This is a genomic window from Mycobacterium sp. TKK-01-0059 (assembly GCF_000709305.1).
Taxonomy (GTDB): domain Bacteria; phylum Actinomycetota; class Actinomycetes; order Mycobacteriales; family Mycobacteriaceae; genus Mycobacterium; species Mycobacterium intracellulare.
The window spans coordinates 1972689-1993510 of record NZ_KL446993.1 but is presented as its reverse complement, the minus strand read 5'-3'; the positions used below and the strand labels follow the sequence as shown (position 1 = coordinate 1993510).

23 protein-coding genes are annotated in these 20822 nt (G+C 67.4%); 6 read left to right on the top strand and 17 right to left on the bottom strand.

Features of this window, described 5'->3' with window-relative positions:
- The first annotated feature begins 38 nt into the window (after window positions 1-38).
- Window positions 39-896 carry an LLM class F420-dependent oxidoreductase gene (locus K883_RS09630; RefSeq protein WP_008262823.1) on the top strand — a complete coding sequence of 286 codons (858 nt, stop codon included), beginning with the start codon at window positions 39-41 and terminating at the stop codon, window positions 894-896.
- Between the two features lie 9 nt (window positions 897-905).
- Here K883_RS09630 and K883_RS09625 read toward each other — a convergent pair whose 3' ends face one another.
- Both K883_RS09625 and K883_RS09620 read right to left on the bottom strand, forming a co-directional pair.
- Complete coding sequence (locus tag K883_RS09625; RefSeq protein WP_008262821.1) at window positions 906-2453, bottom strand: SulP family inorganic anion transporter; 1548 nt, start codon at window positions 2451-2453, stop codon at window positions 906-908.
- 279 nt (window positions 2454-2732) lie between these two features.
- Window positions 2733-3155 (bottom strand): nitroreductase family deazaflavin-dependent oxidoreductase, encoded by a 423-nt coding sequence (locus K883_RS09620; RefSeq protein WP_008262818.1) that lies wholly within the window; start codon window positions 3153-3155, stop codon window positions 2733-2735.
- A 103-nt stretch (window positions 3156-3258) separates the two neighbouring features.
- On the opposite strand from K883_RS09620, the gene K883_RS09615 reads away from it, so the two are divergent.
- Together K883_RS09615 and K883_RS09610 are read left to right on the top strand one after the other, a co-directional pair.
- Window positions 3259-4158 carry a class I SAM-dependent methyltransferase gene (locus K883_RS09615; protein ID WP_008262811.1) on the top strand — a complete coding sequence of 300 codons (900 nt, stop codon included), beginning with the start codon at window positions 3259-3261 and terminating at the stop codon, window positions 4156-4158.
- An 86-nt stretch (window positions 4159-4244) separates the two neighbouring features.
- Window positions 4245-4934, top strand: coding sequence for a class I SAM-dependent methyltransferase (locus K883_RS09610; RefSeq protein WP_014378803.1), 690 nt, complete (start codon window positions 4245-4247; stop codon window positions 4932-4934).
- A gap of 9 nt (window positions 4935-4943) precedes the next feature.
- On the opposite strand, the gene K883_RS09605 is transcribed toward K883_RS09610, so the two are convergent.
- Genes K883_RS09605 through K883_RS09595 form a run of 3 tightly spaced genes read right to left on the bottom strand, consistent with a single transcriptional unit; the run spans window position 4944 to window position 7404 of the window.
- Window positions 4944-6551 carry a PPE domain-containing protein gene (locus K883_RS09605; protein ID WP_369798871.1) on the bottom strand — a complete coding sequence of 536 codons (1608 nt, stop codon included), beginning with the start codon at window positions 6549-6551 and terminating at the stop codon, window positions 4944-4946.
- Between the two features lie 2 nt (window positions 6552-6553).
- Window positions 6554-6862: a PE family protein gene (locus K883_RS09600; RefSeq protein ID WP_008262795.1), complete on the bottom strand. Its 309-nt coding sequence runs from the start codon at window positions 6860-6862 to the stop codon at window positions 6554-6556.
- Window positions 6859-7404, bottom strand: a complete 546-nt coding sequence (locus K883_RS09595; protein ID WP_008262794.1) for a hypothetical protein — start codon at window positions 7402-7404, stop codon at window positions 6859-6861. The genes K883_RS09600 and K883_RS09595 overlap by 4 nt, the downstream gene beginning before the upstream one ends.
- Window positions 7405-7475: 71 nt before the next feature.
- Between K883_RS09595 and K883_RS09590 the strand changes: the two genes are divergently transcribed.
- The 3 genes from K883_RS09590 (at window position 7476) to K883_RS27875 (ending at window position 8918) form a co-directional block, all read left to right on the top strand.
- Window positions 7476-7901, top strand: coding sequence for a hypothetical protein (locus tag K883_RS09590; RefSeq protein ID WP_008262793.1), 426 nt, complete (start codon window positions 7476-7478; stop codon window positions 7899-7901).
- Window positions 7898-8683, top strand: a complete 786-nt coding sequence (locus tag K883_RS09585; RefSeq protein ID WP_008262792.1) for a hypothetical protein — start codon at window positions 7898-7900, stop codon at window positions 8681-8683. The genes K883_RS09590 and K883_RS09585 overlap by 4 nt, the downstream gene beginning before the upstream one ends.
- Window positions 8684-8750: 67 nt before the next feature.
- Window positions 8751-8918 (top strand): hypothetical protein, encoded by a 168-nt coding sequence (locus tag K883_RS27875; protein ID WP_008262791.1) that lies wholly within the window; start codon window positions 8751-8753, stop codon window positions 8916-8918.
- A gap of 53 nt (window positions 8919-8971) precedes the next feature.
- On the opposite strand, the gene K883_RS09580 is transcribed toward K883_RS27875, so the two are convergent.
- The 12 genes from K883_RS09580 to K883_RS09525 all read right to left on the bottom strand — a co-directional run bounded on the left by K883_RS09580 (window position 8972) and on the right by K883_RS09525 (window position 20821).
- Window positions 8972-9343 carry a hypothetical protein gene (locus K883_RS09580; protein WP_008262790.1) on the bottom strand — a complete coding sequence of 124 codons (372 nt, stop codon included), beginning with the start codon at window positions 9341-9343 and terminating at the stop codon, window positions 8972-8974.
- Between the two features lie 13 nt (window positions 9344-9356).
- On the bottom strand, window positions 9357-9581 hold the full coding sequence (locus K883_RS09575) for a hypothetical protein (RefSeq protein ID WP_008262789.1): 225 nt from the start codon (window positions 9579-9581) through the stop codon (window positions 9357-9359).
- 271 nt (window positions 9582-9852) lie between these two features.
- The gene (locus K883_RS09570; RefSeq protein ID WP_008262788.1) at window positions 9853-11112 is read right to left on the bottom strand and encodes a TetR/AcrR family transcriptional regulator; all 1260 of its coding nucleotides are present in this window, start codon (window positions 11110-11112) and stop codon (window positions 9853-9855) included.
- A gap of 129 nt (window positions 11113-11241) precedes the next feature.
- The gene (locus tag K883_RS09565; protein WP_020821304.1) at window positions 11242-12045 is read right to left on the bottom strand and encodes a mannan-binding protein; all 804 of its coding nucleotides are present in this window, start codon (window positions 12043-12045) and stop codon (window positions 11242-11244) included.
- 12 nt (window positions 12046-12057) lie between these two features.
- On the bottom strand, window positions 12058-12651 hold the full coding sequence (locus K883_RS09560; RefSeq protein ID WP_014710779.1) for a hypothetical protein: 594 nt from the start codon (window positions 12649-12651) through the stop codon (window positions 12058-12060).
- 31 nt (window positions 12652-12682) lie between these two features.
- Entirely contained in the window at window positions 12683-13933 is a 1251-nt protein-coding gene (locus tag K883_RS09555) for an MlaD family protein (RefSeq protein ID WP_014381598.1), read from the bottom strand.
- Entirely contained in the window at window positions 13930-15162 is a 1233-nt protein-coding gene (locus K883_RS09550) for an MlaD family protein (RefSeq protein WP_014378796.1), read from the bottom strand. Before K883_RS09550 ends, K883_RS09555 begins: the two co-directional genes overlap by 4 nt.
- A gap of 2 nt (window positions 15163-15164) precedes the next feature.
- Window positions 15165-16280: an MCE family protein gene (locus K883_RS09545; protein WP_014378795.1), complete on the bottom strand. Its 1116-nt coding sequence runs from the start codon at window positions 16278-16280 to the stop codon at window positions 15165-15167.
- Entirely contained in the window at window positions 16277-17323 is a 1047-nt protein-coding gene (locus K883_RS09540; RefSeq protein ID WP_009955638.1) for an MCE family protein, read from the bottom strand. Before K883_RS09540 ends, K883_RS09545 begins: the two co-directional genes overlap by 4 nt.
- The gene (locus tag K883_RS09535) at window positions 17316-18395 is read right to left on the bottom strand and encodes an MlaD family protein (protein ID WP_014378794.1); all 1080 of its coding nucleotides are present in this window, start codon (window positions 18393-18395) and stop codon (window positions 17316-17318) included. The genes K883_RS09540 and K883_RS09535 overlap by 8 nt, the downstream gene beginning before the upstream one ends.
- Entirely contained in the window at window positions 18392-19963 is a 1572-nt protein-coding gene (locus K883_RS09530) for an MlaD family protein (protein WP_014378793.1), read from the bottom strand. The genes K883_RS09535 and K883_RS09530 overlap by 4 nt, the downstream gene beginning before the upstream one ends.
- The gene (locus K883_RS09525; protein WP_009952080.1) at window positions 19964-20821 is read right to left on the bottom strand and encodes an ABC transporter permease; all 858 of its coding nucleotides are present in this window, start codon (window positions 20819-20821) and stop codon (window positions 19964-19966) included.
- Window position 20822: the final 1 nt, after the last annotated feature.

Genomic DNA, 20822 nt, shown 5'->3' with positions numbered 1-20822 from the left:
GTGGGAAGCAATCGCGATGCGGGACGGTTGAACCGCGAATGCGCATCGGAGTCGTCTTCCCGCAGACCGAGCTCGGACCGGATCCCGCCGTCCTACGCGCCTACGCCGAGCGCGTCGAGGAGCTCGGGTTCGCCCACATCCTGGCCTACGACCATGTCGTCGGCGCCGACACGACCGTGCACCGGGGCTTCGAGGGCCCCTACGACATCGACTCGACGTTTCACGAGCCCTTCGTCATGATGGGCTACCTGGCCGCGGTCACCAGCCTGGAACTCGTCACGGGCGTCATCATTTTGCCGCAGCGGCAGTCGGTGCTGGTGGCCAAGCAGGCCGCCGAGGTCGACCTGCTCACCGGCGGGCGCTTGCGGCTCGGTGTCGGATTGGGCTGGAACGCCGTGGAGTACGAAGCGCTCGGGGAGACATTCACCAACCGCGGAAAACGTTCCGAGGAACAGGTCGAGCTCATGCGCATGCTCTGGACGCAGCGATCGGTCACCTTCAAGGGCAAGTACCACACCGTGACCGGCGCGGGCCTGGCCCCGCTGCCCACCCGGCGGCCGATCCCGGTGTGGTTCGGGGCGGCCTCCGATCGGGCCTACGAACGCGCCGGCCGCCTCGGCGACGGGTGGTTTCCGATGACCGCGCCGGGCCCCGACCTGGACCACGCGCTCGCGCAGGTGAACCGGGCGGCCGAGGCGGCGGGCCGGGACCCGCGGAGCATCGGCATGGAAGGCCGGGTCAGCTGGACCGGCGACCCCGACAAGCTCGCCGCCGACATCGCCGCGTGGAAAGCCGCCGGGGCCAGCCATCTGTCGGTGAACACCATGAAGGCCGGTTTCGCGCACGTCGACGACCACCTCGCCGCATTGGAACGAGTGGCCGCCGACCTGACCTAGCGTCCCGCGTCAGGCGCGAGCGTCCGCGGAGAGCTGAGCGACCAGGCTCAGGTGCGCGTTGCGGCGGTGGGGTTTTGACGGCTTGCCCTCGTCCCCAACGGATTCCGTCTCGAGCGTTTCGCGGAGATGAACCTCCCCGCCCGTGGCGGTATGCCGCCGCTGCCAGTCGCTGATCGCCTGATGGGCCGCATGGTCGAGATAACTCGTGAGCAGGTGCAGCGTCACCGACGTGCGTTCCGGGATGGACGCCAGGACACCGGTCAGCCTCGGCAACGACAGGAACGTGCACGCCCCCTCGACGACGACGTGCCATCCATCCCCCACGGGCTTGGCCTCGATCCGGGCGCGCACCACCCGCCAACCGGTCACGATGACCGCCAAGGCGAGTCCGATCATGACGCCGTGCAGCAGGTTGAGAAAGACGACGCTGGTGATGGTCACCAGGTAGACGGCGAGATCACCGTTGCGCAGGGCGGTTTCGATGTGCGCCGGTTTGAGCAGTTCGATCCCGATGACGATGAGTAGGCCGGCAAGCGCAGCGGTCGGGATCTTTTCGACCAGCCCGGCGAAGGGCACGGCGAAGAGCAGGATCCAGAACCCGTGCATGATCGTCGAGGCGCGCGTTCTCGCACCGGCGTTCACGTTGGCCGCGCTGCGCACGATGACACCGGCGATGGGCAGCCCACCGATCGCGCCCGACGCGATGTTCGCGGCGCCCTGCCCGATCAGCTCGCGGTTGAAGTCGGTTCGCGGTCCGTTGTGCATGCGGTCGATCGATACCGCAGTCAGCAGGCTCTGGACGCTGGTGATCAGGGTGACCGTGATGACGGCGATCACCACGGCGCCCCAATTCCCGTGCGGCAGCGTCGGTAATTGCAGCGCGTCGAGCACCGAGCCGTTCAGCACGATCCGGGATACGTGGAAGGGGAACACCACCGAGATCGCCGTGACCACCACGATGGCGACCAGTGGCCCGGGGATGCTGGCCACCCGCGCCGGAACCCAGCGCCAGGCAACGAGGATGGCGATCACCAGCAGCCCCAGCACCAGCCCCGGCCGGTGAGCGCCGACAATCTGCGCGGGCAGCCCGGTGACGTTGCTCCATGCCGAGCTTTCCGAGGCGCCACCCAGCAGCACGTGCACTTGCTGTAGCGCAATCGTGATCCCGATGCCGGCCAGCATGGCGTGCACGACGACCGGCGAGATCGCCAGTGCGGCGCGTGCAATTCGGCTGAATCCCAACACAACTTGCAGGATTCCGGCGACGACCGTGATGAAACATGTGATGCCCCAGCCGAACTGATGGACGACATCGGCGACGATGACGGTCAGTCCGGCGGCGGGCCCACTGACCTGCAGGGGCGACCCGCCGATCCATCCTCCGACGATGCCCCCGACGATCGCCGCGATCAAGCCGGCGAGAACGGGCGCATCCGAAGCGATTGCGATCCCGAGGGACAACGGGAGCGCCACCAGGAAAACCACCAGCGATGCGGGCAGGTCGTATTGGGCGATCTCGCGGAACCGGTCAATGCGGGACGATACGCCCTGCTCCACCCCTTGCCGACCCGACGATTCAGCGTGTTGCAAGAGCTTCTCCTGAATTCGTCAATGACGGTGGACTTTTGGGGTATCCATCCGACAACGGCAACCGGAACACTTCGTAAAGCCGTGCGGCCCAGGCGATTCAAATTCACTGAACATCATTGTTCAGCAGGGCGTGCCTGGCCTCTGCGTACGAAAGTAGGTGGGCAACCAAGACCGGTCAACCGGACGGGCCTGGCGCATATCGAATGCAAATGTTTGCGCGGGCCCGTCAGCGGTGCCGCAAATTTCTCATTCCAGAACGAAGACCGGGATCTGTCGTGCCGTCTTGGTTTGGTATTCCGCGTAGGGAGGAAAGGCCTCAACGGCCCGCTGCCACCACTCGTCGCGCTCGGGCCCCTCGAGTTCGCGAGCCGTGAGCGTGGCGACCTTGTCGCCGTCTTGCAGCGTCACCGTCGGGTTCGCCTTGACGTTGGCGTACCACGCGGGATGCTCGGGGGCGCCACCGTGGGACGCGACGATGACGTAGCGGCCGTCCTTCTCGACCCGCATCAGCGGTACGTAACGCTGTTTGCCGGACTTCGCCCCCGTGACGGTCAGCAGGACGATGGGCCGGTCGAAGACCTCGACCCCGTCGGTGGTGCCGCGACTCAGGATTTGTTCGGTCTGCTCGCGGACCCAGCCCCTGGGGCTCAGCTCGATGTGGTCGCCCATAACGACAGTGAACACCACCGCCTGCTCCGGCGGAGCGGGTACAGTCGAGTCGTCACTTACATAAGCTAACTAATCAGGCGTTCGTGGCCGAGAGGAGATTGGCGTGGCCCGCACCGAGAACGACACGTGGGATCTGGCGTCCAGCGTCGGAGCCACCGCGACAGCGGTCGCCGCACAGCGCGCGATCGCCTCCCAAGGCCCGGACGCCCTGCTGAACGACCCCTGGGCCGACCCGCTCGTGCGCGCCGTCGGCACCGAGACCTTCATCAAGCTCCTCGACAGCCCGCTCGACCGCAGCGACGATCCGCTGCTGAACCGCCAGGCCGTCAAGGAACAGATCACGGTGCGCACCCGGTTTTTCGACGACTTCTTCCTGCAGGCGACGGGCTCGGGCATCCGGCAGGCCGTCATCCTGGCGTCCGGACTGGACACCAGGGCCTACCGGCTGGCCTGGCCCGCGGGCACGATCGTCTACGAGATCGACCAACCCGAGGTCATCGAGTTCAAGACGCGGACGCTGGCCGGCCTGGGTGCCACGCCGGCCGCGGAGCGGCGGACGGTTCCGATCGACCTGCGAGACGATTGGCCGACGGCGCTCGCGGAAGCCGGATTCGACGCCGCGCAACCGACCGCCTGGAGCGCCGAGGGCCTGCTCGTCTACTTGCCGCCCGAGGCGCAAGACCGCCTGTTCGACAACATCGCCGCCGCGTCGGCGACCGGCAGCCGGATCGCCACAGAACACTTGGACCTGCGCAAGATTCCGTCGGATTGGGCACAGAAGCTGACCGAGCGGTCACGGCGCATCGGGTCCAGCATCAATCTGGCCGAGCTTTTCTACACCGGCGAGCGCAACACCGCGGCCGAATACCTCGCCGCGCGCGGGTGGCGGACCGACGTACGGACCACCGAGCAGGCCTTCGCCGCCCAGGGGTTCGGCGTGCCCAACGATGAGCTGGCCTCGTTCGGCGACGCGTCGGGCTACCTGACCGCGACACTTCGGTAGCGGCCACCACGGGCATCGCCGGCGCGCCGATCCCCGCTATATCAACTTTGTTGACACATATCAGGGTGGTTGATATCAATGGTGGTATGACTCAGCCAACGCAAGAGATGTTCGAAGCTGCTTACCGGGGCGAGGCCCCCGAGATGGGCGAGGGCAACCGGCCGCCATGGAGCATCGGTGAGCCGCAGCCCGAGATCGCGGCCCTCATCGAGGCCGGCAAGTTCCACGGCGACGTGCTCGACGCCGGTTGCGGTGAGGCGGCGGTGTCGCTGTACCTGGCCGAACGCGGTTTCACCACGGTGGGCCTGGACCAGTCGCCCACCGCCATCGAGTTGGCGCGCGAGAAGGCCGCCCGGCGCGGCCTGACCAGCGCCAGCTTCGACGTCGCGGACATCAGTGCCTTCACCGGGTACGACGGCCGCTTCGGAACCATCGTCGACAGCACCCTGTTCCACTCGATGCCCGTCGAGCTGCGCGACGGCTATCAGCAGTCGATCGTGCGGGCCGCCGCGCCCGGAGCGTCGTACTTCGTGCTGGTCTTTGACCGCGCCGCCATGCCGGCCGATGGCCCGGTCAATGCGGTCACCGAAGACGAACTGCGCGACGCGGTCTCCAAGTACTGGGTGATCGACGAGATCCGCCCGGCCCGCATCCACGCCAACGTGCCGGAGAGCTTTCTGGAAGGCTTCCAGGCCTTCGCCGGTGCCGACATCCGTGACGAGGGCAACGGCCGCAAGTCCGTAGGGGCCTGGTTACTGTCCGCGCATCTCGGCTAGCGGCGCGACCTACGGGCCGTCCCAGCTCTCCGGCAACATCGGCAGACGGGCGCCGTCACCGGGCTGATTGCCGGCCAACCTGATCAGGCCTCCCGCCCGCACGTCGGGCTTGGGCAGCGTCCCGGTGAAACCCTCGATCGCACCGGGGGAGTCCGACGCCAGGGCCCGGTCGGGCTGGGACGCGCTCACCGCGCCGGAATCGTCGTCGGCCTCGATGAATTCGTACCGGTGGCCGGGGTCGATGACCGAACGCGGGCGGCGCCGCGACCGTGCCCGCTCCCGTTCCGGCGCGCTCGCGCGCGCCGCCGCCGCGGCGGCCTGCGCGGCCGGTAGCCCGGTTCTGGTGCGGCTCTGCGCTTTCGAACCCATGCCGAGGCCGAGGCCGCCCACCATGTAGCCGAAGCCCTCGGCGCCGGTCACCGGAGCGGGGGGCGTGGGGGGCGCCGCGGGCGGCGCGACGGTGGAGACCGTGGTCGCCGGGGCCGATGTCATCGACGTGACCGGGGCCGCCGGGGAGGTCGGGGCCATCGGAGCCATCGCCGGCGCAACCGACACCAGCGGCGGCTGCATCCCCACCACGGCGGGTTGCGGGGCGGCCACGGGCGCCGGGGCCGGCGCAGCCACCCCGGCCAGCCCCGCCAGGCCCGCCAGTCCGGCGAGTCCTCCCAGGCTGGTGATGGACAGGCTCAAGCCGACCTGCAACAGCAGCGGCAGCTCCTGGAGGATGAACCGCAGCGTCCTGATCGTCCAGTTGATGATCCGGAAGGTCTGCCAGGCGATGAAATAATTCATCAGCGCCGGGAATGTGGACGGGTTGAGCAGACCTGACGCGTTCTGCTGAAGCCACGCCAGGGCCTGGGCGTTTCCGTTGAAGAAGTTCCCCAGATTCTGCAGATACTCCGACGGGCTCCAGTTCGGCTGTCCCTGGCCGGGGATCTTTTCGCCGTCGGGCCCGAAGAGCATCTCCCAGATCTCTTCGGGTGTGGGCAATTGGAACGACCCCTGCCCGCCACCGCCGCCGCCGCCCGATCCGGTTCCGGTCCCGCCGCCCGCCCCAGTTCCGGTCTCGGTCCCGGTTCCACTACCGGTTCCCTTGCCACCGCCCGAGCCGGCGCCGCTGGTCAATTGCACGGCTTCGGTCGTGACCTGATAGGTGCTCATCGTGGTGGCCGCCTGGGTCCACATCCGCGCGTAGTCGGCCTCGTTGAGCGCAATCGGAATCGTATTGACCCCAAAGAAATTCGTTGCCACCAAGGCGGCGTGCATGGCATGGTTGGCGGCCAACTCGGGCAGCGTCGGCATCGCGGCCAGGGCGGCCGCGTAAGCGGTGGCCACCCCCTGATGTTGGGCGGCCGCCTCGGCGCTCAGCGTGCCGGCCAGCTCCAGCCAGGCCAGGTACGGCATGTGCGCGGCGACATACGTTTCCGCGGTCGGGCCATCCCACGCCCCGGCCGATCCGGTCAGTACCGCCGTCAATTCCGTTGCCGCCGACTGGTATTGGGAGCTCAGGGCGGCCCAGGTGCCCGCGGCGGCGAGCAGCGGGCCCGGCCCGGGACCACTGCTCAGCAACGTCGAATGCACCTCGGGGGGCAGCGCCATCCATACCGGAGCGGTCATCGTCAGCCGCCTGCCCCCAGGTACGTCGCCGCGTCCGCCGCGTCCTGGGTTTCGTAACCGATGCCCGCGAGGCTCACACCCAGCCCGGCCCGGCCCAACACCTCGACGCCCTTGGCCGCCGCGGCCGTATGCTGGCTGCCCCTGCCGCTGAAAACCGCGGCGGCTCCGAGCGATACCGGATCGGCCGCCGGTGGAACCACCGCCGAGACCACCGGGGCGGCGGCCGCATGCGCGGCCGCGAGCTGGGCGGTGATCGCCTCCACCGCCGCGCTCGTCGCGGCCAGGCCCTCGGGAAGGACTCGTAGCGTCATAGCGGCCACTCCTCACATCGGTTTCTGCCCATGAACGTCGCCGCCACCCAGGCGAGCAGACCGGCTGACAATCCGAAAACCAGATGCCAGCCGGCCTTTTCGAGCAGCCCGCTCGACACCCAAATCGACACATGACCGCCGGCGCGCAGGCCGAACACCGAACTAGCCAGTGCGACAAGATGAATCGGGCCGGCGGCTGGCGCCAGCAACCATCGCCGCACCCGCACCGCCGGCAGCGCGGCGGCGGCGTACAGCAACGCCGCCGCGGCCACATAGCGACTACTCCACAACGGCTCGCCCCACCCGTGCATCGGCAACGTCGCCACCGTGGAGGCCGCCCCGACCACGAGCACCGTCTCGCGCCGGACGGCTACCAGCGCCACCGCCACCAATAGGGTCAGCCAGACCAATCCACGGTGCCCGGGCAGGCCCAGCGGGATCCGGACATCGGTGGAGGCGACGATCGTGGCGGCCGCAAGCAGGGGGAACACCGCCTCGCGGACGGCCATGAAGCCGGCCGCAGGGCGTTGCATCACGGTCATCCGGAAAGCATAAATTGCGAGCGGCTAGCCTGGCCCTCATTTGCGGCGTATTCACAGGATAAGATCCGAAAATGCGCAGCTATATGCCGTCGCTTCGGGCAGTCGCGGTCCTGGCCGTCAGCGCTGGGATCGCGGCGTGCGGCCCCTCCGGGACCGACAACCGGCTCGTCGTCCAGGACAACCACCGCGTCCTCGACCAGTTCACCATCGCGCAGCTGCAGCAGCTCCCCCAGGTGGAGATCACCACGCCGCAATCGCACGGAGCGCAGGCCCAGAAGGGGCCCAGCGTGCGCTCGATTCTCAACGCGGCGGGCGCGGCCGACGCCACCCGGGTCCGGGTCGAGGGGCGTGACCCGGCCCAGACGCTGATCGCCGCCGCGCTCGACGATCAGACCATCCTCAGCTTCACCAAACGCAACACGCTCAAGCTGACGGGCGCGCGGCTCAGCCGCGATCAATGGGTTCGCGATGTCACCGCCCTGGTGGTCAACCCATGACCGAAGCTCTCGCGCTCGCCGGTGTGGACCTGCTCGTCGGCATCGACGACACCGACAACGCCTACACACCCGGCACCGGTCGGCGCGCCCGCGCGCTGCTTCGCGAGTTGGCGGCGGCGGGCCTCGGCGCGCCCGCCGGCGCCACCCGTCACCAGCTGCTCGTCGACGACCGGATCCCCTATACGTCCCACAATTCGAGCGCCTGCCTGGCCTGGCGCAGCGCCGACGGCGACCCCCACGGGGCACGAGGCGAAATCATCGAACTCGCCGGGCGATTCCTGGAACGGGTCTGCCCACCCGACGCCGACCCCGGCCTCGCCGTCGTCATTCCTGGGGATCTCGACGACGCAGCGCCACTCATCGAGTTCGGTCGCCGCGCCAAACGAGAGGTGTTGCATCCCAGCGAAGCCCGCGAACTCGCCCCAGCTCTCGGGGTGCATCTGTCGGGACACGGCGGCACCCGGGAGGGCATGACCGGCGCGCTGGCGGCGATCGGACTGCACCTGTCCGGCAACGACGGCCTTTTCATCACCCTGCCCGGCATCCGCAAGCTGCCCCACCACGCCACGCTCGACACCGTCCGCACCCTGACACCGATCGATCTCGCCCGCGACGACCTGCACCGCCAGCCGACACCCGGCGAGGTGATCGAACTGGGCGACTGGGTGCGCCCGGTGCTGCTCGACGGACTGGCCGTGCTGCTTCTCGAGCCACCGCGCGGTCAGGACGAGGGCGGTAGAACCTGGCGCACCGCCCCGCGCGCCGTGGTCAAACGGTATTGAGTGTTTCGACGCATGCGATTCGGGCGACCCTGACAGGAGCCATCGCAGACGTTCGGAGGAGATCCCGGTGGATCAGGAAGTCAACGCCGACTCGCCCGCTGCGCCCCAGGACGCGCGGAAGACAACCGAGGAACAACGCAAACTCCAGGAACAACTCGAGCACCAGCACGAAGACCCCCACGCGCCGGGTTTGCACCAGTCGCGGCACGACACCCCCGATGAGACCACGCGATAGGGTCACCGACAACTGTTGATTACCAATGGATTTCGGATCTCCGTTATTGTCGATCAGCCTTCGCTGTGCTCGATGCGGGCTCGGCGATCGTGGGCGAGCGCCGCGACCGCCACCCAGGTCAGGGTCAGGCCCCCGAGGGCCGCCGCGGGGATCGCCCACACGCGCCGGGCCATCAGCGCGTTATTGCACTGACGCACGTAGTTGCTGCCCGCCGCGTGCGGCGCGCCGGCGCTTGCCTTTTGGCCGGGCGGTTTCTTCTCCGCGTTGAAGGCCTGGGTCAGATCGGTGGTAAAACCGCTGCCGCATTTGACTTGCCAGCCGAACTGGTCGTAGGCCTCGATGAAAACCGGGAACCGGAGCGCGAAAAGTCCGCCGGCCAAGAACACCACCGCCGCGAAGACAATGAGCGGTCCGCGGGTGATCATCCCCCTGAGCCCCCTAGGTCATGCACACGTTGGCGAAAAGCAGCACCGGCCAGGACACGATCGAGCCGAGGAACGACACCACCAAATCGACGCCGTGCATGTCGTGCAGATGCGCCGTGTGGGTGCTCGACCAGATCACGCCGACGATCAGGTACGGCGTACCCAGCAGGATGCCCAGTCCCAGCAGTTCGGCGATGCTCAACTGATACTCGAGGAGCTTGCGGAGCCTGCTGAGCATGAGCGTCCCTTTCGCGCGGGCGCTGCCGGAATTGCCGCCGACCCACACCAAGCGATGAGGACCACCACATTCCGGCGCGCGGACTAGACGCTGAATATGTTAATCCCGATTCGCACGTTTTGGTAGTGCAGGGGACCGGCCGGCGGTGATCGGCACGACGGCTTCACGCGGAGATATGCTGCTGCAACGGCACGTTCAGCACCGCCGACTCGTCGATCGCTACGCACGCATCACAGCAAGTGCAGCGCGGTTCTTCGGATTGAATTGTCTGTCAGCGACGTTGTCGGATCTCGCCGACCGCGTCGGGCGATGCGGCCGGCCGCCCCAGCACCGTCACTTCCATCAGGCGACGAACCGTGAGCGTGGCGGACAGGCTGGTGTCGGGGTACACGAGTCGCCCGATGTCCACCGCGAGCGCGAACGCGGCGTGCACGGCGTACCGCGCGCGTCCCAGGGTGAGTTCCGGCCTGGCGGCGACGGCCAACCGGGCCCAGGATTCGACGGTCGAGCGCTGAATGTTGTAGAGCAGCACCGCATCTGACTCGGGCAGGTTGTGACGCTCGGTGTAATAGACGCACGCGAGCTCGGGGTTGGCGAAGGACCGGGTCACATAGGCGTCGATGAGCCGGGCGAGCGCCTGCTCCGGGTCGTCGCTGGTGGCCAGGATGCTGGACAGGTCGCCGGAGAGTTGGTCGGCGGCGCGCCGGTAGTAGACCGCCAAGATGGCGGCCTTCCCCGGAAAGTATTGGTAGATGCTGGCAACCGGTATGCCCACCGCGGCGGCGATGTCCTCCATCGCGGTCTCGCGGTAACCGCGTTCGTTGAACAGGCGCATTGACTCGTGGAGCAGCAGCTCGTAGCTGCCCGCGGCGCTGGTCAGCGTCGACGTCCGCAGCGGTTCGGAGCCGCGTCGGTGCTGCGCCGGCAACTCGGCGTGCAGCACCGCGGTCGCGATATCGGTGAGCGCCGCCCGGATCTCCGCGTTGCCGAGGCGGGACCGATGGTCGGTGATGCTGCCGATGACGCTCAACGTGGCCGCCGACAGCAACCAGCGTTGCCGCGATGTGAGTTTGGGGCGCAGCCTGACCAACGGCCGCTGCAGGCGCCGGTTGATCAGCTTGATCTGCTCCGCCGAAGCGCGTTGGTCGTCCCCGCGCAGATAGCGGCCTTCCCACCGATACAGCCCGCCGGTGGTGCGGTTGACGATCGTGGTGTCGATCAGCGCACGGGTGAGCGCGCTGAGGACCTTTTCGGGATCGGCGTCGGCGGGCACGTCGTCGGCGAACGCCGTCGCGTCGACCAGTTGCTGGCCCAGCGCCAAGACGACATCGCGGAACAGGTCGTATTTGCCTTGCGAATGCCGGTACAGCGCGGCCGCGGAAATCCCGACCCTCGCCGCGATATTCTCCATGCTGACGGCGTGGTAGCCCAGCTCGCTGAAGGCATCGGTGGCGGCGCGGGCGATCTGGATCTTGCGGTCCTTCGGGCGCCGCTTGACGTGATCCGCAGACGAGCGGCTAGCCGATGGCATACAGATCACCGTAGCCGCAGCGGCGGCTGATCGGGCGATCGGTGGACCGCCGGTTTTGTGGGGACGGCAAGTTGGGGCCGCGCGCCCGGGCGCAGCGTCGTACGCGAGGTCATTGGACGTCTAACCCCGTTACGCCCCGCCGAATTCCGGCCGCAGCACCGGGCTGAGCGCGCTGAGCGGGATGTGTGGCTGGGCGGTGCCTCCGTCCATAAACCATTGCTGGGACTGCCCGTACTGGATCGGGGAGTCGTGCCCGACCGGGTAGTCCGGCATGTAGAGAATCAGCTCGTCGGGCGTGAGCGCCCACGCCTTGTAGCCCCCGGAGAACACGTTGTCCGGTGTCCAGCGGTCGACGGTGAACGGATATGTCCCCGGGGTGTGTTGCCACGCGGCGCGGTCGAGCGCCTCCTGAATGAACGGTTCGGCCAACGGAGGGATAGCGGTCAGCGGGTCGACACCGGGTTTGGTGATGTCAGCCAGCTGCAGCCGCCGTCCGGACGCCATGTCGAAGGTGAACGTGCGATAGGCGTTGTTGAACGACGGCCCGTCGGCGTGGTAGTCCTCGTGGAAGGCGACGCTGAGCGCGCGCCCATGCGAGAAGACTTGGAAGTTCTCCTCGCCCCAGCTGTCTTGGACCATCGAGGCGCCCTTCGCGCGCCAGTTGTTCATCAGGGTGTGCAGGTACTCGCGGATCGCGGGGCCGCTGGTCGGGTTTTCGACCAGATCGCCCGGCAGGGCCATCTTGATGTCGCGCACGGCTTTTCGCTCGGATGTCACCGAGGCGTGGCAGTACTGTCCGTCCCAGTCCCCGCCGAGGTCGCCGCAAAACGCCTGCGCCGACGCCGACGCCGACGCCGACGGCGCGGTCAACACCGCCGCGGCCACCGCCGCGGCCACCGCCGCGACACTGGCCGAGAGCCGGATAATCCGCATGACCGAAACGCCCTAGGGGAGTTCGACTTTGCTGGCCAGCCAATGGCCGCCGACATTGTCCATCGTGATCTTCATCCGACTCCGGTCGACGCGGCCGTCGGGACGCACGGCATTGCTGACCGTCTGGTCGACCATCAACAACACCACCACCCTGGTTTTGCTCAGGGATTCGATCGCGGAGTCGACGACCGTGCCGTGCGCGGTGGCCTTGTTGTCGACCAGCAGCTGCCGAAGCTGCACGCTGGCCTTGGTGTAGGTGTCCTTGAATTCCCCTGTGGCGCGGTCGAGTACGGCGGAGAAGTTCTGGTCGACCTGGTTGGAGTCGATGCTGGTCAGCACCTGGGCATAATCGATCGCGGTTCGCTGGGCCGCCTGCCCGGCCTGAGTCACCGTGTGCTCATCCCACAGCTTCCAGCCCAGCCCGCCCGCAAGGCCGAATGCGCCCAGGTAGACGGCGGCCACCACGGCGACGCCGGCGTACCTTTTCCACTGGCGCGCCGCGGTTTTCGGGCCCTTCTCCCCGGCATCCGACGCGTCTTCGCCGTCGTCGGGCGGCTTCTCGATGTCCTCGGTGGTGTCGCATTCTTGGTCGGCGGTCACGGTCACGGTTTCTCCTCGAGGTCTGGGCGTCGGTAGGTCAGTGGGGTGGTTCGATCGGCAGCACCGGTCCGCCGTACGGCGTGGGAATGGTGAACCGGCCCTTGGGCGTTGGATCCGCGGTTTGGCCGAGGTCGGCGCCGGCCGGGGGGCCCGCGGTGTCGTCGCCGCCCGGCCGGGGGGCGTTCTTGGCGCCGCGGATCAACACCTGGGGATCGTCGTCGCGGCAATAGGTGTACAGGAACGGTTCGGGGTAGTCCGCCGACGACGACGGCCGGCGCGGGGTGCCGTAGTCACAGGTGTAGCGCGGGTAGATGTCGGCTGTCGCCCACAGCCCGTGCTCGTGCATGGTCGTCATCAGGGCCTCGAGCGTGGACCCCCGGTAGTTCGGGAAGACCGCGTTCAAGGCAGGAACCCGGACATAGATGATCCGCGCGGTGGTCACCAGGTTGGCCAGCAGCCCGACCATGGTGTCGGAGTTGTCGTCGAACAGGTTGTCCACCGACGACATCGCGTGCGGTGTCTGGTCGACGAATTTGCGATAGCCGCGGTCCATTTTGTTCACACCGGTCATGAGGTCGCCGACATTGCGTGCGGCGACCGCGAGCCCGGCATTCTTGTCGGAGAGGGTGGTCAGGACGACGCGACTGGTCTTGAGCATGCTGACGGTCTGCGGCAGCACCGGGTCCATCGTGGAGAGCAGGAACGTCGAACCGTCGATGATGTCGGTGAGCTTTTGCGGGCCCTCCTTGCTCAAACTCAGTTCGCGCTTCACGATTTCGAGCTTCTTCGGGTCGGCTTGGGCGAGCATCCCATCGGCGTCGGCCAGCACCTGGGACAGCGGGATGGGAGTCGTGGTCCGCTGTGGGCCGATCACGCTGCCGTTCGACAGGAACGGTCCGCTGTTGGAGGCGGGCTCGAAATCGATGTACTGTTCGCCGGCGGGCGAGAGTCCGGACACCCGCACCGGGCTGACAGCGGGAATCTTGGTGTTCGCGTTGATGTTTGCGATCACCTCGACACCGGTGGGTGTGGGTCGCAGCGACTGAATCCGCCCGACCCGGATCCCGCGGACGGAGACGTCCTGGTTGGCCAGCAACCCGCCGGATTCGGGCAGCCGGATCGTGACCTGGAAGGTGGAGTCCAGCGGATTGATGCGCAGTGCGCCGATCGCCAGGTAGGCCAGGCCGACCACGAGGGTGAGCACCAAGGCGAGGCCGGACAGCCAGGCGCGCTGGCGGTGGCCGGCTCGGACCGCGGCGACGATGATTCGAGCGAGGGTGTCGATCATCGCGGTGGCTCCGGGTTGATGGGATCGGGCGGCGCTTCTCCCCCGGGCGCCGGGGGGAGGGGCGGACCGCTCGGCGTCCACGGGGTCTGGCCCATCGGCGTTTGCGGCCCGCGACCCACGACGCGTTCCTGCAGGCGCCACAGCACGTACTTGATGGAGCCGATCATGTAGTTCCAGTCGCGGCGCATGGGTCCGTGAAATGCCGGGTCGCCCTTGAACCCCCCGGTCTCCGCCCCGGTACCGGGTCGCGATCCCATGACCAGCCGGTCGAAGCTTCCGCGTACCGAAATGGCGTCGCTGGACGTGGTTTTCACGAACGGCGGGATCAGCCGGTTCAGCGCGGCGAGGCTGGTATCGGGGCTCAGCACCACGTCGTTCCAGGCGGCGGCGATGGTGTTGGCGTCCTTGATGACGCTGCGGCCTGTCTTGTCGGTGCCGGCGATGGAGGGGAATTTGGAGAGCTGCCGGGTCGTGGCGCCGAGTTCGTCGACCACGTCGGCGATTTCATCGGCGTTGCTGGACAACACGTTCGTGGCCGGGCCGACGGCCTGCAAGACCTCGGTGATCGCCTGGTTCTTCTCATCCAGGCGATCGGCCAGGCCCGCCGTCTCGGTCACCGCCGCGTCGATCTGCTCCGATCGGGCGTTGAGCTTGCCCAGCAATAGATTGGTCCGGTTGATCAGGTCGCCGAACGCGCGTCCCTGGTCGCCTGTCGCCTTCCCGGCGCCGTTGACGATGTTGGTGAAGTTGCGGACCGCACCGCCGTTGACGAGCAGCGCGGCCGAGCTGAGCACGCTCTCGACGGTGGCGGCGGCGCGGGTGGCCGGCAGCCCGATGGTTTCGCCGCCCTTGAGCAGCGGCGCATTCGGGTCCACCGGGGTCGGTGGCTTGATGGCGACGAACACGTCGCCGAGCGGTGTCGCGGATCGCAGCTCCGCGGTGCTGCCGACGGGGATGCGCACGCCGTCCATGATGCGCAGGGTGGTCACCGCGGTGTAGTTGCGCGCGACCATCTTCTCGAGTTGCCCGACGTCGGCTCCGGCGAGTTTGACCTTGGCATGGGCGGGCAGATTCAGGGCGTTGGAGAACACGGCGTTGAGCAAATATCCACCGCCGCCGATTCCCGGTGCCGGCAGCGGCAAACTGGCCAGGCCGTTGGTGGCACAGCCCGCACTGACCATCACCGCGCTCAGCGCCGCCGCCGCTGCCTTGTGCTTGCCCCAGGTCATCGCTACTGCCCCATCGCCGAGAGGCCGTCGAGGATGTAGGTCAGCCCGAAGTCCGGGCCGTAATCCTGGAGCGTCCCTGTGCTGCAGCCCAATTGGCGCAGGTGCATCAGATTGCACAGCTCCTTGGCCGACTGGCTGTCGGTGAGCGCCTTGTCGAGCAGGCCGTGCACACGGATCGCGCCATTGGTGCGGTCGACGGTGTTGTACAGGTTTTCCAGTGTCAGCGGGAGCACGTCCAGCATCTCGGCCACGACGCGCTGATCCGCGACAACCGTCTTGGCGACCGTGTCCCCGTTGCGGACGGCCTGCTTGAGGTTGTCGCGATTGTTCTCGATCAGCGTGGTGACTTCTTCGAGTATCCGGTTGATGGTCCGCCCGGTGGCGCCGGTGCCGAACTTCTCGTCCGCCAGGATCTGGCTGAGCTGCCGTGTGGTGGAACCGAACTCGCGTACCTTGGCGTCGTTGCGCGCGGCCGCCTCGGTGATCGAGCTGAGGTCGGTGATGATGGTGGTCAGTTGCTCGCGGGTGGTGACGCCACGCTCGGAGCTGAGGCGCAGCGCTTTGGAAAGCTCGTCGAGGGCGGCCAGGATCTTCTTGCCGTTCCCATCGGTGATGGCGACCGCCGCGTCGCTCAGGTCGGCGACCGGGCCGCCGCCTTTCCCGTCGCCCTTGAGCGATTTGGAGACTTTGTCGAGCATGTCGAGCACGCGGTCGAACGCCACGGGCGTCTTCGTCCTGGTCAGTCCGATGGTGTCGTGGTTCTTGAGCACCGGTCCGCTCCGGTATGGCGGGGTCAATTCAACCTGGCGGTCGGTGAGTATCGAGGTGGTGATCGTGACGGCACGGACCGCGGCGGGGATCTTGACCTTCTTGTCCAGCGTCAGCTCGGCCTCGACGTAACTGCCTTTGGACGTGACCTTGCTGACCTTCCCCACCGGCATGCCGAGCACCGCTACCACGTTTCCCTCGTAAAGGCCGGCGGCGCTGTCGAATTGAGCGATCACGGTCATCGTGTCTAGTCGGGATTTGACATAGTGCCCTACCAAGCCGATGGCGACGGCCGCCGCCGCGGCTGCCACGGCCGCGACGGCGATGAGCCTGCGCCGACCGGAAATCATTTGCAGTCCTTGAAGTACTGGATCATCTTGAATTCCTTCGCGCGCCCACTGATGGCGCACATCCACGAGTCGATGGCGAGCCCGTTGGGCAGGTTGAATTCGACGACCGGACCGTAGCCGGTGGCGTTCGTCAAGCCCCGCAGCGCCACCGGGGCGACCTGCAGCGTGTTGCGCACCAAGTCGTCGTGCTGGCCGATCATGTTCGTCAGGTCATGCAGGTTGACGAACAATTCGTCGAGCATGGGGCGGTTGGTGACGACGACCTTGTCGAGCTGATCGACCAGCTCGGTCAGCGCCGCGAACATAGCGTGGAAGGTGGCCTGGCGGGCCACCAGGTGGCCGAGCAGGTCCTGCCCTTGATCCATCAGATGCCCGATGTTGGTCTGCTGGCGCCGCAGCGTATTGACCACTCGCTGAGTGCTTTTCAGCAGCGTGCCGAGCTGTCCCCGGCGGTCGGCGGTGATCGTCGACAACGTCTGCAGGTTCGCGACCGCCTGCGGAACCAGCGGGGGCACCCCGCCCAGTTGCTTGCCCAGCACGGCGAGCGACTGCGCGAACTGGTCGGAATCGACCTGCTCGAATGTGGTGGTGGCGTCTTCGAGCAGAGACTGCAGGTCGTAGGGCACCGCCGTGTGGGACAGGGTGATCGTCTTGCCCGGAATCGATCCCGGGCCGTCGGGCACCAGCTCCAGATAGCGCGATCCAAGGATGGTCATCACCTTGATGACCGCCCGGGTGTCCTTGCCCAGCGCGACGTTGTCCCGCACGCTCAAGCCCGCTTCGACGTGATCGCCGTCGAGTTTCATGCTGGTGACGTGCCCGACCTCGATCCCGGCGATGGTGATGGGGTTTCCGGGCCGCAGCGTGGCGGCTTGCAGGAATTCGGCGGTGTAATGGGTGTAACCGACGCCGAGAAGCTTGATCCCCAGCGACACCGCGACGAGGACCGCGACCACCGCCAGCCCGCCCAGCCCGAGCCAGGTCCTGTTGTAGGACTCGAGCGGTCGCCAGCGCAGCCATCGGGTTCTCAGTGCGTCAGCCATTGGCCATGTTCCTGCATCGCGGGGTGTGCCACCCCATGTTCTTCGTGGTGATCGGATACGCGTTTCCGGGCGTGGCCGCGTTGACGATGAACGTGGTGATGTCGTTGAGCCCGGGGAAGAAGCCCGTCGCGTTCAGGTCACACGCGTAGGCGTTGCCGTAGGAACCCTCGCTGAGCGCCCGCGCGAAACCCTTGAGCAATAGGGGGAGGTTGTCACCGGTGAACGCCAGCTGGGGCTCGATTCCGGCCAGGTGCTTGCTGAATCCCGGCTCCCGGGTGATCAGCTGGTTCAATGACGGGTCGACGTCGTCGGCGATCGCCGCGAGGCGGCGGGTAACCCGGGCGATCGAACCCACCGAGTCCTGCAGCGCCGGGCGGCGGGCATCGAAATTGGCTACCGCGGAGCGGGTTTGATCGAGGGCGTGGTCGAGGTCGTCGTTTTGCCGCGCGACGGTGTCGGTGACCTTGGTGAGATTGCTGATGAGGTCGCCCAACGACTGGTCGCGCGCCGACAGCGTCCGCGTGATCGTCGAGGTCTGCTGCACCAGCAGCGGAATGGACGCCTGGTCGCCTTGCAGCGACTGCAGGACCCCCTTGGTCAGGTCGTCGGCGTCTTTGGGGTTGAGCAGGGTGAACAGCGGCTCGAAACCGTTGAGCAGCTTGCCGACGTCAAAGGAGGGGTCGGTCTGCTGCACCGGTATCACGCTGCCCGCCGAAAGCGTTCCCCTGCTGCCGGTTTCGCCGAGCGACAACCCCAGATACCGCTGCCCGATGATGTTCTGGTAGGTCACCGATGCGACCGTGTTGCCGTACAGGTGCTGGTCGTTCTCGACGATGAACGAGGCCTTCGCCAATTTGCCGGCCAGTTCGATGTTTTCGACGCGGCCCACCCGCACGCCGGCCATGCGGACGTCGTCACCGATGCGTAGTCCATACACGTCGGTGAACATCGCCGCGTACCGCGTGGTCGGCCCAGCCACGTCGCGCCGCAGGGTGGCGTACACCATCCACGTCACGGCGATGGCGATCGCCATGAACAGCGACAGCCCGATCAGCGGTCCGCGTACCTTCATTTCGGCTCACCACCCGGCGCCGGCTGCGGTTGCCGTGGTTTCAGGGAGACCGTGGCGCCGCGCGCCACCGGGCCCAGCAGCAGTTGCGTCGCCACCGACGCCGGACGACCCTGGCCGGTGATCGCGCCGAGTTGGTCACGTTCGTGTTGGCTGCCCACCGGGCCGACGTTGCCGCCGTAGGCCGCCGGCGCGGCCGCGTCGGGCGGGCCCGGACTCGGGGGAGGCGGTCCCGGCGCCGGTGCCGGCGGCGCGTCGTCGGGGTCGGCGGTCCCCGGGACGCGGGGTGTCGGGCCGATCTGCCACGGCCACCACGGCAACGGCGGGTTGGGGTCTTCCAGGCTGGGATTCGGGTTGAACAGGGGCGGGCCCACCGCGGTGAGGTTGCCATCGGGTCCGATCTGCGTGCCCGGGGGCGGCGCCAAATCCGCTGGCGCGTGGTAGTTCTGCGGCAACAACACCTCGGGCAGGTCCGGGCGCACCGCGATGGTCGGGGCGGTGTAGCAGCTCGGCCCGAGCAACTGACCATACCGCGGGCAATCGGCGCGGGTGTAGGTGTAGGTCGGGGTGAGCGCCAGATTGACTCGCATGTTCCCGGTGTCCATTTCCGGGTCCCACACCTCTTCGAAGAACTTGTCGGACAGCCGGTTCAGCCGAGTGAAGATGGGGACGAATTTGTCGCTGTTCAGGGCGAACACGCCGAGGGCGGGCGTGAGGTTCTGGCTCATCTCGATCAGCTGGTCGGTGTGGTTGTCGAACGCTTGCCGGTTCACGCCGAAGGTGTGGCGCGAGCCGGTGACCAGAGACCGGAATTGCTCGTGCTTTTCGGCCAGGGTTTGCATCGGTTTGACCGCGTCGTGCAAGACGTCGACGAGGTCGGGCGCGGTGGCCTGCAGGCCGCGGGTGGCGTCCAGCAGCGCGGAGACCGTGGACGGGCCGGGGTAGGTGGTCACGATGGCATTGAGCTCGTCGAGCACCCGGGTCAGCTGCGCGCCGGCGTTGAGCAAGGTGCCGCGCCGGTTGTTGGTGGCGGCCGCGACGGCGGCCAGGATGCCGACACTGTGGTCTTCGCGGCCCCGGCCGGTCGCGGCCAGGATGTCGCGTAGCTTGCTGATCGTGGTCTGGAAGATCACCGTCGACAGCTGCAGGTCCTCGGGGATGCGCGTCCCGTTGCGGATGCTCGGGCTCGGGGCGCCGTCGACGAGTTGCACCGACGAGACCGCGAACACGTTGCTGGGCACCACGCGCGCGGTCACCGCGCTCGGGATGTCCTTGGCGTATTCGGGTTTGAGGTTGATGTGCACGTAGTTCGGCTTGCCGTAGGCCGCCGGGACGACGTTGTCGACGGCGCCGACGAGCAGCCCGTGGTATTTGACATCGGACCGCGCCGGCAGCCCATCGCCCACGTTCGTCAGCTCGGCGACCACGCGGATGTAGTCGTTGAGCCGGCCGGTGGACTTCAGCAGCAGGCTTCCCGTGATCAGTCCCGCGATCAGCAGCACCGTCGCGCCCAGGGCCACCAGCTGTTGGTCGGTGGGGCCCCGCCCGTCGAAATCTAGCGAATTGGCCATTCAGCCACCGAATCTCGCGCCGGCGTCGATGCTCCACAGCGCCATCGTGAGCAACATGTTGACCATGATCACGACGGTGATGCTCGCCCGCATGGCATGGCCGGCCGCGACGCCCACGCCCTCGGGTCCGCCCGCGGCGTAGAACCCGTAGTAACACTGCACGGTGGAGGAAAGCCACACGAAGACAACGCATTTGAGTACCGAGTAGGCGATGTCCTTGGTGCTGAGCATCATGGTGAAGTAGTGCAGGTACGGGCCGATCGATCCGCCGCTGATGATGTTGGCGACCACCTGGCACGTGAGGTAGGTGACGGCGAGGCAGGCGATGTAGAGCGGGATGACGGCGATGACGGAGGCCATCAACCTCGTCGTGACCAGGAACGGGATGGGGCGTATCGCCAGGGATTCCAGGGCGTCGATCTCTTCGGCGATGCGCATGGCGCCGAGTTGGGCGGTGAACCGGCAGCCGGCCTGCATCGCGAACGCCAGGGAGGCCATGATGGGCGCCAGTTCGCGGGTGTTGACCAGTGACGAGATGATCCCGGTGGCGGGGCCGAGGCCGAGCAGGTTGAGAAAGTTGTATCCCTCCACGGCCACCAGTGCGCCGGCGGTGAAGCCGAGGACCACCGCGACGCCGGCGGTGCCGCCGCCGACCACGATCGAGCCGTTGCCCCAGGCGATGTTCGACAGCAATCGTAGGAATTCCGTGCGGTATTGCCGAAGCACGATCGGCACCGCGAGCACGGCACGGACGAAGAAGACCAGCATGTGTCCCAGGCGCATGGTAGGTGCGGCCGCGACCCGGTATGCGCCGATGAACGGTCGTGCGAGTCCGGGAACGTATGCGGAGGCCGTCATT

What these genes read in the sequence shown, in the direction of transcription:
- K883_RS09540 (WP_009955638.1), bottom strand. Translation starts at nt 17,323, where the DNA reads ATGGCTGACGCACTGAGAACCCGATGGCTGCGCTGGCGACCGCTCGAG.
- K883_RS09605 (WP_369798871.1), bottom strand. Translation starts at nt 6,551, where the DNA reads ATGACCGCTCCGGTATGGATGGCGCTGCCCCCCGAGGTGCATTCGACG.
- K883_RS09630 (WP_008262823.1), top strand. Translation starts at nt 39, where the DNA reads ATGCGCATCGGAGTCGTCTTCCCGCAGACCGAGCTCGGACCGGATCCC.
- K883_RS09590 (WP_008262793.1), top strand. Translation starts at nt 7,476, where the DNA reads ATGCGCAGCTATATGCCGTCGCTTCGGGCAGTCGCGGTCCTGGCCGTC.
- K883_RS09595 (WP_008262794.1), bottom strand. Translation starts at nt 7,404, where the DNA reads ATGACCGTGATGCAACGCCCTGCGGCCGGCTTCATGGCCGTCCGCGAG.
- K883_RS09580 (WP_008262790.1), bottom strand. Translation starts at nt 9,343, where the DNA reads ATGATCACCCGCGGACCGCTCATTGTCTTCGCGGCGGTGGTGTTCTTG.
- K883_RS09570 (WP_008262788.1), bottom strand. Translation starts at nt 11,112, where the DNA reads ATGCCATCGGCTAGCCGCTCGTCTGCGGATCACGTCAAGCGGCGCCCG.
- K883_RS09610 (WP_014378803.1), top strand. Translation starts at nt 4,245, where the DNA reads ATGACTCAGCCAACGCAAGAGATGTTCGAAGCTGCTTACCGGGGCGAG.
- K883_RS09555 (WP_014381598.1), bottom strand. Translation starts at nt 13,933, where the DNA reads ATGATCGACACCCTCGCTCGAATCATCGTCGCCGCGGTCCGAGCCGGC.
- K883_RS09575 (WP_008262789.1), bottom strand. Translation starts at nt 9,581, where the DNA reads ATGCTCAGCAGGCTCCGCAAGCTCCTCGAGTATCAGTTGAGCATCGCC.
- K883_RS09525 (WP_009952080.1), bottom strand. Translation starts at nt 20,821, where the DNA reads ATGACGGCCTCCGCATACGTTCCCGGACTCGCACGACCGTTCATCGGC.
- K883_RS09600 (WP_008262795.1), bottom strand. Translation starts at nt 6,862, where the DNA reads ATGACGCTACGAGTCCTTCCCGAGGGCCTGGCCGCGACGAGCGCGGCG.
- K883_RS09620 (WP_008262818.1), bottom strand. Translation starts at nt 3,155, where the DNA reads ATGGGCGACCACATCGAGCTGAGCCCCAGGGGCTGGGTCCGCGAGCAG.
- K883_RS09535 (WP_014378794.1), bottom strand. Translation starts at nt 18,395, where the DNA reads ATGAAGGTACGCGGACCGCTGATCGGGCTGTCGCTGTTCATGGCGATC.
- K883_RS09545 (WP_014378795.1), bottom strand. Translation starts at nt 16,280, where the DNA reads ATGATTTCCGGTCGGCGCAGGCTCATCGCCGTCGCGGCCGTGGCAGCC.
- K883_RS09550 (WP_014378796.1), bottom strand. Translation starts at nt 15,162, where the DNA reads ATGACCTGGGGCAAGCACAAGGCAGCGGCGGCGGCGCTGAGCGCGGTG.
- K883_RS09565 (WP_020821304.1), bottom strand. Translation starts at nt 12,045, where the DNA reads ATGCGGATTATCCGGCTCTCGGCCAGTGTCGCGGCGGTGGCCGCGGCG.
- K883_RS09530 (WP_014378793.1), bottom strand. Translation starts at nt 19,963, where the DNA reads ATGGCCAATTCGCTAGATTTCGACGGGCGGGGCCCCACCGACCAACAG.
- K883_RS09585 (WP_008262792.1), top strand. Translation starts at nt 7,898, where the DNA reads ATGACCGAAGCTCTCGCGCTCGCCGGTGTGGACCTGCTCGTCGGCATC.